Annotated in this window: 13 protein-coding genes and 1 pseudogene; 12 read left to right on the plus strand and 2 right to left on the minus strand. The window is 73.7% G+C overall.

Annotated features, from left to right (window positions below; translation table 11 throughout):
- The first annotated feature begins 123 nt into the window (after nt 1-123).
- The 9 genes and pseudogenes from ACIRF8_RS04155 to ACIRF8_RS04195 all read left to right on the plus strand — a co-directional run bounded on the left by ACIRF8_RS04155 (nt 124) and on the right by ACIRF8_RS04195 (nt 9,464).
- The gene (locus tag ACIRF8_RS04155; protein ID WP_404210627.1) at nt 124-336 is read left to right on the plus strand and encodes a hypothetical protein; all 213 of its coding nucleotides are present in this window, start codon (nt 124-126) and stop codon (nt 334-336) included.
- On the plus strand, nt 333-2,441 hold the full coding sequence (gene malQ / locus ACIRF8_RS04160) for a 4-alpha-glucanotransferase (protein WP_404210629.1): 2,109 nt from the start codon (nt 333-335) through the stop codon (nt 2,439-2,441). Before ACIRF8_RS04155 ends, malQ begins: the two co-directional genes overlap by 4 nt.
- A gap of 21 nt (nt 2,442-2,462) precedes the next feature.
- Nucleotides 2,463-2,702, plus strand: a complete 240-nt coding sequence (locus ACIRF8_RS04165) for a hypothetical protein (protein WP_404210631.1) — start codon at nt 2,463-2,465, stop codon at nt 2,700-2,702.
- Between the two features lie 157 nt (nt 2,703-2,859).
- Complete coding sequence (locus ACIRF8_RS04170; protein ID WP_404210633.1) at nt 2,860-4,344, plus strand: FAD-dependent monooxygenase; 1,485 nt, start codon at nt 2,860-2,862, stop codon at nt 4,342-4,344.
- A 38-nt stretch (nt 4,345-4,382) separates the two neighbouring features.
- Nucleotides 4,383-5,648 carry a histidine kinase gene (locus tag ACIRF8_RS04175; protein WP_404210635.1) on the plus strand — a complete coding sequence of 422 codons (1,266 nt, stop codon included), beginning with the start codon at nt 4,383-4,385 and terminating at the stop codon, nt 5,646-5,648.
- Entirely contained in the window at nt 5,612-6,256 is a 645-nt protein-coding gene (locus ACIRF8_RS04180; protein WP_404210637.1) for a LuxR C-terminal-related transcriptional regulator, read from the plus strand. Before ACIRF8_RS04175 ends, ACIRF8_RS04180 begins: the two co-directional genes overlap by 37 nt.
- 151 nt (nt 6,257-6,407) lie before the next feature.
- Nucleotides 6,408-7,355 carry a DMT family transporter gene (locus ACIRF8_RS04185; protein ID WP_404210639.1) on the plus strand — a complete coding sequence of 316 codons (948 nt, stop codon included), beginning with the start codon at nt 6,408-6,410 and terminating at the stop codon, nt 7,353-7,355.
- 90 nt (nt 7,356-7,445) lie between these two features.
- Nucleotides 7,446-8,426 (plus strand): alpha/beta fold hydrolase, encoded by a 981-nt coding sequence (locus ACIRF8_RS04190; RefSeq protein ID WP_404210641.1) that lies wholly within the window; start codon nt 7,446-7,448, stop codon nt 8,424-8,426.
- Nucleotides 8,427-8,557: 131 nt separating this feature from the next.
- Nucleotides 8,558-9,464: pseudogene (locus ACIRF8_RS04195) on the plus strand (LysR family transcriptional regulator).
- A 123-nt stretch (nt 9,465-9,587) separates the two neighbouring features.
- Here the strand turns inward: ACIRF8_RS04195 and pepN are convergent.
- The gene (gene pepN / locus ACIRF8_RS04200; RefSeq protein ID WP_404210643.1) at nt 9,588-12,155 is read right to left on the minus strand and encodes an aminopeptidase N; all 2,568 of its coding nucleotides are present in this window, start codon (nt 12,153-12,155) and stop codon (nt 9,588-9,590) included.
- A 131-nt stretch (nt 12,156-12,286) separates the two neighbouring features.
- On the opposite strand from pepN, the gene ACIRF8_RS04205 reads away from it, so the two are divergent.
- Complete coding sequence (locus tag ACIRF8_RS04205) at nt 12,287-12,799, plus strand: DUF1203 domain-containing protein (RefSeq protein WP_404210645.1); 513 nt, start codon at nt 12,287-12,289, stop codon at nt 12,797-12,799.
- 196 nt (nt 12,800-12,995) lie between these two features.
- Here the strand turns inward: ACIRF8_RS04205 and ACIRF8_RS04210 are convergent, their stop codons facing one another.
- A complete protein-coding gene (locus ACIRF8_RS04210) occupies nt 12,996-14,015 on the minus strand; it encodes an aspartate-semialdehyde dehydrogenase (protein ID WP_404210647.1) in 1,020 nt (339 codons plus the stop codon).
- A gap of 184 nt (nt 14,016-14,199) precedes the next feature.
- Here ACIRF8_RS04210 and ACIRF8_RS04215 point away from each other — a divergent pair, with 184 nt between their 5' ends.
- Together ACIRF8_RS04215 and ACIRF8_RS04220 are read left to right on the plus strand one after the other, a co-directional pair.
- Entirely contained in the window at nt 14,200-14,724 is a 525-nt protein-coding gene (locus tag ACIRF8_RS04215; RefSeq protein WP_404210649.1) for a sigma-70 family RNA polymerase sigma factor, read from the plus strand.
- Nucleotide 14,725: 1 nt separating this feature from the next.
- Nucleotides 14,726-15,439: a hypothetical protein gene (locus ACIRF8_RS04220; RefSeq protein ID WP_404210651.1), complete on the plus strand. Its 714-nt coding sequence runs from the start codon at nt 14,726-14,728 to the stop codon at nt 15,437-15,439.
- Nucleotides 15,440-15,444: the final 5 nt, after the last annotated feature.

A 15,444-nucleotide genomic window follows, 5' to 3' on the forward strand; every position in this document is an offset into this window, starting at 1 on the left:
CAGGTCTGTCCGCGTGTCCACTGGGTAGGACTTCCGACTCCTGACACGAACGACGACACGAACGACGGCACGTACGAGCACGACGAGCAGTCCCCCCGTAGAACTCCGACGAAGGAGGCCCCCGTGGCCGCATCGGCACACCTTCTGCTCTCCGCCCTCTCCAAACAGGCGGACACCGCGACGACCGGCGCCGACACCACCACGTTCTCCGCCGAACCCCCGCTGACCAGCGAACCCTGCTTCGCCGACTACGCCCCGCTGACCTCCGAGCCGCCCCTCACCGACGCGGCCCCCCTGACTTCAGAGCCCACCCCGAGCGGCCTGGCCGCGGGATGAGCCTGGCCCGGCTCGCCGAGCTCCACGGCGTCGCCACCTCCTACTCCCCGGCCCCGGGCACCACCGTCCGCGCCTGCGAAACGGCCGTCACGGCGGCGCTCGGCGCGCTCGGCGTGGACGCCCGCACGCCGCGGGCGGTCCAGGACGCGCTGGCCGCGCGGGAGGCGGAGACGGCCGGACGGCTGCTCGCGCCCACCGTGGTGTGGTGGCTCGACGGGACACGGCCGGCCTGGCTGGACGCCCTCCCCGAAGGCACCCGGCTGACCGCCGCCCCCGCGCCGCCCGACGGTCCGGCGGACGCCTGGACGTACCCGCCGCCCGCCGGCGCGCCCCAGGAACCCCCGCCCGGCGTGCACGTCCTCACCGCGGAGACGCGCGCCGGTGCCACGGCGACCGCCCACCTGATCGCCGCACCGCGCAGCGCCCCGCTGCCGCCCGAGCGCACCCACGGCCTCCTCGTCCAGCTCTACTCCCTGCTCTCCGGCCGCTCCTGGGGCATGGGCGACCTCGCCGACCTCGGTGACCTCGCGTCCTGGGCGGCCCGCACCCACGGCACCGGCTTCCTCCAGGTCAACCCGTTGCACGCGGCGGTTCCGAGCGGTCCCGAGGGCGGCACCGACCCCTCCCCGTACCGCCCCTCGTCCCGCCGCTTCCCCGACCCCGTGCACCTGCGGATCGAGGACATCCCCGAATACCCGTACCTCCCCTCGCCGTTCGCGCGCGCGGGCGAGGCCGCGCGGCTGCGCGAAGCCGTCCTGCGCAAGGACGGGCTGATCGACCGGGACGCCGTGTGGGCGCTCAAGCGGGACGCACTCGAAGCGGTCCACGCCGTGCCGCTCACCCCCGGCCGCCGGGCCGCCTACGCCGACTTCCTCGCCGAGCAGGGCACCGCTCTGGAGGACCACGCCACCTACAGCGCGCTCGCCGAACGGCACGGCCCCGACTGGCACACCTGGCCGGCCGGACTGCGCGACCCGCGCTCGCCCGAGACGGCCCGCGCCCGCCGGGAACTGGCCGACCGCGTCGACTTCCACAGCCGCCTCGCCTGGCTCACCGACACCCAACTGACCGACGCCCAGCGCGGCGCGCGCGCCGCGGGCATGCCGATCGGGCTCGTCCACGACCTCGCGGTCGGCGTGCACCCCGGCGGCTCCGACGCCTGGGCGCAGCGCGACGTCTTCGCGCAGGGCATGAGCGTGGGCGCGCCGCCCGACGCGTTCAACGCGCGCGGCCAGGACTGGGGCCTGCCGCCCTGGCGCCCCGACCGTCTCGCCGCGACCGGCTACGCGCCCTTCCGCGACCTCCTGCGCAACCTCATGCGGTACGCGGGCGCCGTCCGTATCGACCACGTGATGGGCCTCTTCCGGCTCTGGTGGATCCCCGAGGGCGAGGCGCCCACCGAGGGCACGTACGTGCACTACGACGCCGAGGCGATGCTGGCCGTGCTCCTTCTGGAGGCGTCGCGCTCGGGCACGCACCTCATCGGCGAGGACCTGGGCACGGTCGAGCTGGGGGTGCGCGAGCGGCTGCGCGAGGCCGGGGTGCTCGGCACGTCGGTGCTGTGGTTCGAGCGGAACTATCCGCCCGACGGCGACGGCAGCCCGGTCCCGGCCGAACAGTGGCGCACCGACTGCGTCGCCACCGCCACCACCCACGACCTGCCGTCCACCGCGGCCCGGCTCCGCGGCGACGACGTACGGCTGCGCGAGAGTCTCGCCCTGTCCACGGTGACGCCCGCCGAGGCGGCGGCGGAGATCGCCGAATGGCTCGCGCTGTTCACGCGGCTCGGCCTGCTGCCCGAGGGCGACCAGGACGAGGAGGAGGCTGTCAGGGCCGTGCACCGCTTCCTGCTGCGCACCCCGGCCCGCCTCGTCGGCTGCTGGCTGCCCGACCTGGTGGGCGACCGGCGCCCGCAGAACCTGCCCGGCACCTGGAGGGAGTACCCGAACTGGCGGCTGCCCGTCGCGGACGAAGCGGGCCGCCCCGTCACCCTGGAGGAGCTGACCGCGTCCCCGCGCGCGCACGCCCTGCTCCGGGTGTTCACGGAGCCGGACGGGCCCCCGTGGAGCGGCCCCAACAGACCCCCCGGGCGCGCGCGCCGCTGACGCGTTCGCTACGTTTGGACCGTGGACAAGAAGAACGCCCTGCGCGCCGGCGCCCTGGCCTCCGGTACGACGCTGATGATGCTGCTCATGTCGTCCCCCGCGCTCGCGCTCACGCGCGACGACGGCGACGACCCGGGTAAGGGCCTGAGCGTGATCGACACGCTCGGCCTCTACGTGGCCGCCCCGATCGTCCTGTTCCTGGTGATCGCCGGTCTCGTGACGCTCGGGGACAAGTCCCGCAAGCGGCCGAAGCAGGGCTGACCCGCAGAGTTTCCCCGTCGAGGGCACGCACCGCACGGTTCGCCGCGGTGCGTGCCCTCGACGCGTTCCCACGGCCTCTTCCGCGGGGCCGGAGCGGCACCGCACCATGAGGGCTCGCTACGGGCGTCACGTCCCGTCGGAGTCGTAGGAGGCCCTCATGACCGGCACCGCGCACCACGGCACCGCGTACGACCGTTCCGTCATCGTCGTCGGCGCTGGCCCCACCGGCCTGCTGCTCGCCGGGGACCTCGCCGCCGCCGGGGTCCCCGTCACCCTCGTGGAGCGGCGCCCGCCCGGCATCAGCAACCTGTCCCGCGCCTTCGTCGTCCACGCCCGCACCCTGGAGCAGCTCGACGCCCGCGGTCTGGCCGACGGGATCGAGGAGAAGGGGCAGCGGCTCGACCGGCTCCGCCTGTTCGGCCGCCTCTCCGTCGACCTGACCACCCTGCCGTCCCGCTTCAACCATCTCCTCGTCGTCCCGCAGTACGAGGTCGAGAAGGCGCTGGAGCGGCGGGCGGTCGAGGCCGGGGTCTCCTTCGCCCACGAGACCGAGGTGACGGGCCTGGTCCAGGGCACGGACGGGGTCACCGTCCAGGTGCTGCGGCGCTCGGGCGAGGGGGCGGAGCCGCGGCCCGCGGAGCTGAGCGCCGCCTACGTCGTCGGCACCGACGGCATGCGCAGCGCCGTGCGCGACGCCGTGGGCCTGCCCTTCCCGGGCAGGTCCGTCATCCGTTCGGTCGTCCTCGCCGACGTCCGCCTCGCCGAACAGCCGGACAACCTGCTCACGGTGAACGCCGCCGGTGACGCCTTCGCCTTCATCGCGCCCTTCGGCGACGGCTACCACCGCTTCATCGGCTGGAACCGGTCCCGGAACGTGCCCGACGGCGAACCCCTCGGCCTCGACGAGATCAAGGAGACCGCCCGGCTCGCCCTCGGCCGCGACTACGGCATGCACGACGCCCGCTGGATGTCCCGCTTCCACAGCGACGAACGCCAGGCCCCCGCCTACCGCGTGGGCCGCGTCCTGCTCGCGGGCGACGCCGCGCACGTGCACACCCCGGCGGGCGGGCAGGGCATGAACACCGGGCTCCAGGACGCCGCCAACCTGGGCTGGAAACTGGCCGCGGTCGTCAACGGCCGCGCTGCGGACGCCCTGCTGGACACCTACGAGGCCGAGCGGCATCCCGTGGGCAGGGCCGTCCTGCGCAGCAGCGGCGGCATCGTACGGATGGCGATGGCGAAGCGCCCGTGGACGCTCGCCGCCCGCGCCGGTCTCACCACGGTCCTCGACCGGGTCGCGCCCGTCCGCAGGCGCGCCGTCGGTCAGATCACCGGCATCGGCTTCGCCTACCCGGCGCCCAGGGGCGCGCACCCGCTGGTCGGCAGGCGGGTGCCCGACGTGGCGCTCGCCGACGGCACACGGCTCTACGAGGTCCTGCGCGCAGGGGAGTTCGTGCTGATCCTGCCCGTGGGGACCGGGCACAAGAGCGACGGGGTGCAGGTCGCCCACTGGGCGAGCGACCGGCGCACCGCCCTGCTGGTGCGGCCCGACGGATACGCGGCGTGGGCGGCGCGGGACGTGGATGGGGGAGTTAACTCCACCGACTTCCCCGGGGAGTTCGCCACATACTCGTTGCGGTAGCTCGCACGAGCACCGGACGAGCAGGGGAGCTGGGGGAGATGAAGAGGGTCGAGGCGCTGCGGCGCTGTCACCGCTTGTGGTGGCTGTCACTGGTGGCGGCGCACTGGTCGACGATGATCCATGTCGCGGTGTGGACACCGGTTCCGGGGCTGCTGCCGTGGGCCGCCGCCGGGATGCGCCGCGCCGTGGACCGCGAGCGCGCCCTCGCCGAAGCGTGGTCGGGCGTCGCCGTCGAGGCGACGCCGGAAATCCCGTCGGGCGGGAAGCGGGAGAGCCGTCACCCCCTCGACCGCTACCGGTGGCTGCGCGGCGACGCCCAGCGGTCGCGCGAGTGGCGCTGGGCGGCGAGGTACTCGTTCGTCGGCGGCCTCATCGCCTGCGCCCCCGGCGCCCTCGTCCTGTACGGGGTCTGGGGTCTCCTCCTCGCGGTGTTCGGCCCCGACCTGGCGGACCGGGGCACCGGCTGGGACGGCCTCTGGTACACGGTGATCCACGTCACGGACGTGCCGAGTGCCGTCATGGCGGGCGTGCTCGGCCTGGCCGTCCTGACGGCGGGCCTGCGGCTCGCCCCCGCCACCGTCGACCGGCACGCCCGCTACGTCCGGGCCAGGCTCGCCCCGAGCGAGCAGGAGCTGATGGCCGCCCGCATCGCCCATCTGGCCGCCACCCGCTCCGACGCCGTGGACACCTCCGCGGCCGAACTGCGGCGCATCGAGCGGGACCTGCACGACGGCGCCCAGGCCCGCCTCGTGGCGATGGGCATGACCCTCGACGCCGCCGAGCACCGGCTCGCCGACGACCCGGAGGCGGTGCGCGCCCTGCTCGCCGAGGCCCGCGCCTCCTCCGTCGCCGCCCTCCAGGAGCTGCGCGACCTCGTCCGCGGCATCCACCCGCCGGTCCTCGCCGACCGCGGACTCGCCGACGCCGTACGGTCGTTGGCGCTGCTGAGCCCCCTGGAGGCCGAGATCACCGTCGACCTCGACGGCCGCCCGGACGCGCCCGTCGAGTCCGCCGTCTACTTCGCGGTCGCCGAGGCCGTGACCAACGCGGCCAAGCACGGCGACGCCGAACGGCTGTGGATCGACATCGGTTACGACCCCGCGCGCGCGGCCCTGCGGGTCGGCGTCACCGACGACGGCCGGGGCGGCGCCGACCCGGCCCGGGGCAGCGGCCTGGCCGGGATCGAGCGCCGCCTGGCCACCTTCGACGGTGTCCTCGCGGTCAACAGTCCGGTCGGCGGGCCGACCCAGATCTCGCTGGAGGTGCCGTGCGCGTTGTCGTCGCCGAAGACCACTTCCTGCTGAGGGACGGCCTGGTCCGGCTCCTCGGCGCGTACGGCCACGAGGTCGTCGCCGCCGTCGACAACGGCACCGAGCTGCGCAAGGTCCTCGTCGAGGAACGCCCCGACGTCGCGGTCGTCGACGTACGGCTGCCGCCCGACTTCAGCGACGAGGGGCTGCGCGCCGCCCTCGCCGCCCGCGAACAGGTGCCCGGGCTCCCCGTGCTGCTGCTCTCGCAGTACGTGGAGCCCCTGTACGCGCACGAGTTGCTGGCGGACGGCGCGGGCGCGGTCGGTTACGTGCTGAAGGACCGGGTGACGAACGGCGGCGAGTTCCTGCGCACCATCGGGCAGGTCGCGGGCGGCGGCACCGTGATGGACCCCGAGGTCGTCTCGAAGCTGTTCGCCCGCAAGGTCCGCGACCGCAAGCTGGGTTCGCTGACCGCCCGTGAGCGCGAGGTCCTCGGGCTGCTGGCGCAGGGGCGCTCCAACGCCGGTGTCGCGGAGGCCCTGTTCGTCACCGAGAAGGCCGTGGCCAAGCACATCGGCAACATCTTCACCAAGCTCGGCCTGCTGCCCGGCGAGAGCGACAACCGCCGGGTGCTGGCCGTGCTGGCGTACCTGGAGGGATGAGTCACCGCACGACCGTTCAGTTCTGCTGAACGTCATCACCGTAAAGATTCGATGGACGCGATCGGTCGGCCCCTGCGACGGTGGCTCCGCACGACAGACAGAGCCCCGCAGAGATGAACTCAGCGAAGACGCAGAGACGCAGAGAGGCCCGATGGCAGTCCTGGACCGCACCCGTACCCCCGTCGACCCGAGCGCCGCGCCCGGCCGGGCGGCCGGGGGACTGGGCGCCGGACTCGCCCTCGCCGCGCTCGCCACCCTCGTCTGGTCCGGCAGCTTCGTCACCTCCCGCGCCCTGCACGACAGCGTGCCGCCCGTCCAGCACGCGTTCTGGCGCTGGATCGTCGCGATCGTGGCACTCGCCCCGTTCGGGATGCGCGCCGCCTGGCGCCAACGGGCCCTGCTCCGCCGCCACCTGGGCTACCTCGCCCTCGCCTCGCTGCTCGGCGTCACCGTCTACAACACCCTCGTCAACCAGGCCGGACTGACCACATCCGCCGGCAACATGGGCATGATCATGGCGGCGTCGCCGGTCCTGATGGCGCTGTACGAACGGCTCGGCGGGGCCCGCCTCGGCGCCCGCCGCGTCACCGGCACCCTCCTCGCCTGCGCCGGAGTCGTCCTCCTCGTCAGCCACGGCTCACCCACCCCCGACGTCGCCCCCGGCGACCTGTGGGTGGTCGCCGCCGCGCTCTGCTTCGGCTCCTACAGCGCCCTGCTGCGCCGCAGACCCCGGGAGATCGGCGGCGTGGCGTTCCTGTTCGCGACCTTCGTGCTCGGCGCCCTGATGCTGCTGCCCGCGTACGCGGTGAGCGTGGCCGCGCAAGGCGGCTTCGAGGTGCGCGCGGGTACGGTCGGCCCGCTCCTGTACGTCGGCGTCGTCTCGTCGGCCGTCGCCTTCTTCGCCTGGAACAAGGCCATCGCGCTGGTGGGCGCCGCCCGCGCGGGCGGCGTCTACTACCTGCAACCGGTCTGCGTGGCGCTGCTCTCCCACGCCGTGCTCGGCGAGGCGATGGGCCGCTCCCAGGTGCTGTGCATGGCGCTGATCCTGGCCGGTGTCGTCCTCGCCTCGGCGGCGGGCAAGGCACCGCGGCGCCGCTGAATTTGCCGGACCGGCAACAAGGGGCGACGGTGCGCGGCGGCCGGGGAGAGGATCGGGGAACCGCAGCGCCCCCCCCTTTCGGAGGTCCCCATGACGCAGCCGACCGCCGCCCCCGTGCACCGCCTCGTCGCCACCCCGGCAGGCCGCACCCACCTCGTCGAACAGGGCTCGGGCCCCCTCGTCCTGCTCCTGCACGGCTTCCCCGAGTCCTGGTACTCCTGGCGCCGCCAGCTCCCCGCCCTGGCCGCCGCCGGGTACCGGGCCGTCGCTGTCGACGTACGCGGATACGGGCGCTCCTCGCGGCCCGCCGGGATCGAGGCGTACCGGATGACGGAGCTCGTCGCGGACAACGCCGCCGTGGTGCGCGCCCTCGGGGAGGAGTCCGCCGTGGTCGTCGGGCACGACTGGGGAGCGAACATCGCCGCGGCCTCGGCGCTGCTGCGGCCGGACGTCTTTCGCGCCGTCGGCCTGCTGAGCGTGCCGTACGCGCCGCGCGGCGGACCCCGCCCCACCGAGGTGTTCGCGGGGATGGCGGGCGGCCCCGAGGAGTTCTACGTCTCCTACTTCCAGGAGCCCGGCCGCGCCGAGGCCGAGATCGAGCCCGACGTGCGCGGCTGGCTGGCCGGGTTCTACGCGGCCCTCTCCGCCGACACCATGCCGGGGCCCGACGCCCCCGACCCGCACTTCGTCACCCGGGGCGGACGACTGCGGGACCGCTTCCCGGCGGGCCGGCTGCCCGGCTGGCTGACAGAGAGCGAACTCGACCTCTATGCCGCCGAGTTCGAACGCACCGGGTTCGGCGGCGCACTCGCCCGCTACCGCAACATGGACCGGGACTGGGCCGACCTGGAGCCCTACGACGGCGCCCCGGTCACTCAGCCGTCCCTCTTCATCGGCGGCGCGCTCGACGCGTCCACGACCTGGCTCGCCGACGCCGTCGCGGCCTACCCGAAGACACTGCCGGGGCTCGTCGCCTCGCACGTGCTCGACGGGGCCGGGCACTGGCTCCAGCAGGAGCGACCCGACGAGGTCAACCGCCTGCTGCTGGAGTGGCTGACCGCCCTTCCGTAGCCGCGACGGCCCCGAGCTCCGGCTCCATCAGAGGCGGCACCCGGCCCGGCGGCGACCCGCCGCCGCGCCTCGACCTCCTCCGGGCGCAGCGTCGGCTCGGCGTCAGCGCAGGCCGCGTTACGTTGTGCCGCATGAGTGAGCGCGCGCCGAGGCCCGACCGGTGGGACATCAAGAAGCTGCTGATCCTGCGCACCCTGCGCGAGCACGGCACCGTCACCGCCACCGCGCGGGCGCTGGTCATGACGCCCTCCGCCGTGTCGCAGCAACTCACCAACCTGGCGAAACAGCTCGGCGTGCCCCTCCTCGAAGCCCAGGGGCGGCGGGTCAGGCTCACCGACGCGGCGCACCTCGTGCTGCGCCACGCGGACGCCGTCCTCACCCAACTGGAGCATGCCGACGCCGAGTTGGAGCAGTACGCGCACGGTGAGGCCGGTACGGTACGGGTCGCCGCGTTCTCCACCGCCGTACCCGCGCTCGTCGTCCCCGCCGTGAAGGCGCTGCGCACCAGCCACCCCCGGATCACCGTCCGCGTGCGCGAGGCGGAGGCGGCCCGGTCCTACGAACTCCTCGCCTCCGGCGACGTCGACCTCGCCCTCTCCCTCGCCGTGCACGCGCCGACCGCCCGCGACCCGAAGTTCACCCGGGTCCCGCTGCTCGCCGACCCGCTGGACGTGGCCCTGCCCGTCGGGCACCCGCTCGCCGGAAGACCGGAACCGCGCCTCGCCGACCTCGCGGGCGAGCCATGGATCTTCGGCGGCTCCGGGCCCTGGTCCGACATCACCGTCGCCGCCTGCGAGGCCGCCGGGTTCGTCCCCGAACAGGCCCACAGCGCGGCCGGGTGGACGGCGATCCTCGCGATGGTCGAGGCGGGCATGGGGGGTCGCGCTCGTCCCGCGGATGGCGGCGGCCCGGCGGGACGGCGTCGTGATGTGCGCGCTGGGCGCCGACCGTCCCGTACGGCATGTGGTGGCGGCCGTGCGGGCGGGTGCGGAGAACGGGGCGAGCGTGCGGCGGGTCCTCGACGCGCTCCGGGCGTGACGGCGCGGTGTCGCCGCAGGGGCATCCGTCGTCGCTGAGTGCGGCTCCCGTCGGGACCGGTCGCGCAGTTCCCCACGCCCCTGGCGGGCGCGGGGAACTGCGGTCCCGCATACCGGGACCGGGCTAGACGTCCGCCCCCTGCGCCCGCAGGGCCCGCTCCACGCCCGCCCGGGACTCGGAGACCAGGCGGCGCAGCGCCGCGCTCGGCGAGGCCGACGACAGCCACGCGTCCGTCTGCGCCAGGGTGTCGTCCGACACCTGCACCGACGGGTAGAGCCCGACCGCGATCTGCTGGGCGATCTCGTGGGAGCGGGACTCCCACACGTCCTTGACCACGGCGAAGTACCGGTCCGCGTACGGCGCGAGCAGTTCCCGCTGGTCGGTCTGGACGAAACCGGCGATGACCGCTTCCTGCACCGCGTTGGGCAGCTTGTCCGACTCGACGACCGAGGCCCAGGCCTCCGCCTTCGCCTCCGGTGTCGGGCGCGCGGCGCGGGCGGTCGCCGCGTGCCGCTCACCGGCCGCGGTGCGATCCCGCTCGTACTCGCTGGCGATCTCCGTCTCGTCGAACCGGCCGACCGCCGCGAGCCGCTGCACGAACGCCCAGCGCAGCTCGGTGTCGACGGCCAGGCCCTCGATGGTCCGGCTGCCGTCCAACAGGCCTTCCAGGACGTCCAGTTGCTCCGGCGTGCGGGCCGTCGCGGCGAACGCCCGCGCCCAGGCGAGCTGGTGGTCGCTGCCCGCCTCCGCGGTCCGCAGATGGGTCAGCGCCGCCTCGGTCCAGCGGGCGAGCAGCGTGTCCCGGTGGGCCGGGGCCGCGTACAGGTCGATGGCCAGCTTCACCTGACGGTGCAGCGACTGCACGACGCCGATGTCGGACTCCTTGGCGACACCGGCGAGCACCAGGTCCAGGTAGGCGCTGGTGGACAGCTCGGCGTCGCGCGTCATGTCCCAGGCCGACGCCCAGCACAGCGCGCGCGGCAGCGACGACTCGAAGTCGCCCAGGTGCGCCGTGACGACGGCGAGGGACTGCTCGTCGAGCCGGACCTTCGCGTACGACAGGTCGTCGTCGTTGAGCAGGATCACGGCCGGGCGGCGCTTGCCGACGAGCTGCGGCACCGGCGTCGACCCGCTCGCCGTGACGTCGAGTTCGATCCGCTCGCCGCGCACCAGCTTGCCGTCGCCGTCGAGGTCGTACAGGCCGATCGCGATGCGGTGGGGGCGCAGCGTCGAGGTGCCCTTCGCGCCCTCGGGCAGCGCGGGCGCCTCCTGGCGGACCGCGAAGGACGTGATGACGCCCTGCTCGTCCGTCTCGATCGCGGGGCGCAGCACGTTGATCCCGGCCGTCTCCAGCCACGCCTTCGACCAGGACTTCAGGTCACGGCCGCTGGTCTCCTCCAGGGCGCCGAGGAGATCGGACAGGCGCGTGTTCTTGAAGGCGTGCCGCTTGAAGTACGCCTGCACGCCCCGGAAGAACTCGTCCTCGCCGACGTAGGCGACGAGCTGCTTGAGGACGGAGGCGCCCTTCGCGTACGTGATGCCGTCGAAGTTGACCAGCACGTCGTCGAGGTCGTTGATCTCGGCCATGATCGGGTGCGTGGACGGCAGTTGGTCCTGGCGGTACGCCCACGTCTTCATGGAGTTGGCGAACGTCGTCCACGAGTGCGGCCACTTGGAGCCCGGCGCGTACGCCTGGCAGGCGGCCTCCGCGTAGGTGGCGAACGACTCGTTCAGCCACAGGTCGTTCCACCACTCCATGGTGACCAGGTCGCCGAACCACATGTGGGCCAGCTCGTGCAGGATCGTCGCCGCCCGCACCTCGTACGCGGCGTCCGTCACCTTCGAGCGGAACACGTACTGGTCGCGGATGGTGACCGCGCCCGCGTTCTCCATCGCGCCCGCGTTGAACTCCGGCACGAAGAGCTGGTCGTACTTGGCGAACGGGTACGCGTAGTCGAACTTCTCCTGGAACCAGTCGAAGCCCTGCCGCGTCACCTCGAAGATCGCGTCCGAGTCGAGGTGCTCGGCGAGCGAGGGCCGGCAGTAGATGCCGAGCGGCACACTCTGCCCGCCGGGGCCCTCGTAGGAGGAGTGCACGGAGTGGTACGGGCCGACGACGAGCGCCGTGACGTACGTCGACATGCGCGGCGTCGGCTCGAAGACCCAGAGGTCGTCCTTGGGCTCCGGGGTCGGCGAGTTCGAGATCACCGTCCAGCCGCTGGGCGCCTTCACCGTGAACTGGAAGGTGGCCTTCAAATCCGGCTGCTCGAAACTCGCGAACACGCGCCGCGCGTCCGGCACCTCGAACTGCGTGTACAGATAGGCCTGTTGGTCGACCGGGTCGACGAAACGGTGCAGCCCCTCGCCGGTGTTCGTGTACGCGCAGTCGGCGACGACACGCAGCTCGTTGGGCCCCTGCTCCAGGCCGTTCAGCGCGATCCGCGAGTCCTGGAAGACGGCGGCGGCGTCGAGGGCGGTCCCGTTGAGGACCACCTCGTGCACGGTCGGCGCCACGAGGTCGATGAACGTCTCGGCGCCCGCCTCGGCGCTGTCGAAGCGCACGGTGGTCACCGACCGGTACGTGCCGCCCTCCTGCGCGCCGGAGAGGTCGAGATCGATCTCGTACGAGTCAACGGTGAGCAGCTTCGCCCGCTGCTGCGCCTCTACGCGGGTCAGATTGGTGCCAGGCACGCGGTCATCTCCTAGTGCGGTTACGTGTTCTACGCTGGTGACGTTCCGGTCATCCTTCCACGCGGGGACGTACGAGCGCGATGTCCGTTTTCCGCCGGTGAACACGGGCGCGCGGGACCACCCTGCGAGGAATGACCCGGTACACCGCACGCCCCATCGGGGCCGCCGCCCTCAAGGAACTCCGCACCACCGACGACGCGGGCCGCGCCTGCGTCCCCCGCACCGCCACCGACGACGACGCGGGCTCCCCGCTGCGCTGCTGCCTGCGGCCGATCCGCGCGGGCGAGCGGATCGCCCTCGTCTCCTACGCGCCGCTGCGCCGCTGGGCCGCGGCGACGGGCGCCGAACCCGGCGCGTACGACGAGCAGGGCCCGGTCTTCCTGCACGCCGCCGCCGAGGACTGTCCGGGCTACGCCCCCGACCCCGGCCGCTACTCGTTCGACAGGGCCGGCGCGCTGCGCACCCTGCGCCGCTACGACACCCGCGGGCACATCGCGGGCGGGCGGCTCCTGGAGATCCCCGCCGCCGCGACGGACGGCTTCGACTCCGCCTTCGACGAGGCGTTCGCCGACCCGGACGTGGTCCTGGTCCACGTCCGGGCCGTGGAGTACGGCTGCCTGCACTTCGAGGTGCGGCGGCCCTGAGAGCACGGTGGCCGGGTGCGGGGCCGGTGGGGGCTGGTCGCGCAGTTCCCCGCGCCCCTGAGGTGCGCATTTCGTGCGCTGCCTCATGCCCCTGGGGCCGCGGCGGAGCCGCATGCCTCCAGGGGCGCGGGGAACTGCGCGACCAGCCACGACGAGACGCGCACCCGGCAACGGCCAGAATCCGGCAGACCGCCCCCTACTTGGCGGACAGCTCCTGCGCCACCAGCTCCGCGATCTGCACCGCGTTCAGCGCAGCGCCCTTGCGGAGGTTGTCGTTGGAGATGAACAGCGACAGCCCGTTCTCGACCGTCTCGTCACCGCGGATACGGCCCACGAACGACGCGTCCTGGCCCGCGGCCTGCAACGGCGTAGGAATGTCGGAGAGCTCGACGCCCGGCGCGCCGCCCAGCAGCTCCGTGGCGCGCTCGACGGAGATCGGGCGGGCGAAGCGGGCGTTGACCTGGAGGGAGTGGCCGGAGAAGACCGGTACGCGCACGCAGGTGCCGGAGACCTTGAGCTCCGGGATCTCCAGGATCTTGCGGGACTCGTTGCGGAGCTTCTGCTCCTCGTCCGTCTCGTTCAGGCCGTCGTCCACGATGGAGCCCGCCAGCGGCAGCACGTTGAACGCGATGGGCCGCTTGTAGACGTTCGGCTCGGGGAAGTCGACGGCCCCGCCGTCGTGCGTCAGCCTGTCGGCCTCGGCGACGACCTTCTGCGCCTGCCCGTGCAGCTCGGCCACACCGGCGAGGCCCGAGCCCGAGACGGCCTGATAGGTGGCGACGACCAGGGCTTCGAGGCCCGCCTCGTCGTGCAGCGGGCGAAGGACCGGCATCGCGGCCATCGTCGTGCAGTTCGGGTTGGCGATGATGCCCTTGGGGCGGTCCGCGATCGCGTGCGGGTTCACCTCGGAGACGACCAGCGGGACCTCGGGGTCCTTGCGCCAGGCCGACGAGTTGTCGATCACGACGGCGCCCTGCGAGGCGACCTTCTCCGCGAGCACCTTCGAGGTGGCGCCACCGGCGGAGAACAGCACGATGTCCAGGCCCGTGTAGTCGGCCGTGGAGGCGTCCTCGACGGTCACGCCGTCCAGCACCGTCCCGGCGCTGCGCGCCGACGCGAACAGACGCAGCTCGTCGACCGGGAAGGCACGCTCCACGAGGATCTTGCGCATGACCGTGCCGACCTGACCGGTGGCTCCGACGATTCCGACCTTCACAGGGTTCCTCCGTGCTTGCGTGCGGCCATCCGGCCGGGCGGGTGTGTCCATGATGTGTCTGTCCAGGGCCGCCTTGTCCAATCGATTGTCCGAGGTACGGGACACGTGGGGTTCGCCACAGACGGAGTCGAACGTTCCGGCGTCCTGCCGCGTCGTAGGGCACACGCGGGCAGGGGAGGGGCAATTGCTGCGCAGAAAGCCATGGGGGCGGTCACCGGACGTGCCGGACCCGCTCGACGGCGGGGTCGAGGACCGGGTGCGGGCCGTCCTGTCGCTGGGCGGCGTGCCGTACGCCGATCTGCCCGACGGGGTCCAGCAGGTACGGCTGCGGCTCCTGGAACGGGCGGCGAAGGGGCAGGACGCGCCGCGCGACGTCTCGGCGTGGGCGGCGGTCGTCGCCTCCAACCTCGCCATGGACTGGCACCGGGCGCGCCGCCGCCAGGAACGCCTCGGGGAGCGGCTCGCCTCGCTGCGCCAGGAGGACTCCCGGGACGCCGCCGACAGCCGTGTCCTGTCCCTCGCGGTGGCCCAGGGCCTCGACGAGCTGCCCGGCCAGCAGCGGCAGGTGGTCGTGCTGCGGTTCTACGCCGATCTGCCGGTCCGGGACATCGCGGCCGAGCTGGGCGTGCCCGAGGGCACCGTCAAGAGCCGGCTGCACACGGCCGTGCGTCTGCTGCGGGCGCGGCTGCGCGAACAGGAGGTGGTGTGACGTGGACGACAACGCACGCGAGGACCGGCTCCTGATGTCGGCGATCACCGGGGAGCCGTTGCCCCGCGACGACCCCGGGGCGGCGGCCGTCATGGCCGACGTCGCGCTCCTGCGCGAACAGGTCCAGGGGCTCGGCGACGCGCTCGCGGCCCGCCGCGACCCGGAGCCGCTGCGCCCGCCCGCGCCCGCGCCGGTACGTCGCCGCAGGCCCCTGCGGCTCGCACTCGGCGGGCTCGTCGCGGCGGGCGGCCTGGCGGTGGTCAGCGTCATGGTGTGGGCCGTCGCGCAGAGCGGTGGCATGGGGGCGGACGCCGGGGACAGCAAGTCGGCCGCCGACAGCGGTGTGCCGGGCAGCGGGGGCGCCAAACTGTCCCCGGAGGGCGTCGTGGCCTGCTCCCGCACCATCGCGGAGGGCACGGTCGTGCGGGTGGAGCCGGTGCCGGGCACCGGCCAGGACCGGATCACGCTCCGCGTCACGCGCTACTACAAACCGGAGACGGGCGGGGCGAGGACGCTCACGTTCCCGATGGACCACGACGCGATCCCGCGTTTGAAGACCGGGGACCAGCCGTTGGTCGCCATCCCGGTGGGCGGACGGGAGCCGGACAACTGGGCCATGGGTGCAGACCGCGCGTCGCTGCGCGCGATGGTGCTCAAGGCCCTGCCGGGCTCGCGCTCCATCCCGTGCGACGACGGGCCGCCTCGGAACGCGTGAGACAC

Source organism: Streptomyces sp. NPDC102406 (assembly GCF_044765725.1).
Taxonomy (GTDB): domain Bacteria; phylum Actinomycetota; class Actinomycetes; order Streptomycetales; family Streptomycetaceae; genus Streptomyces.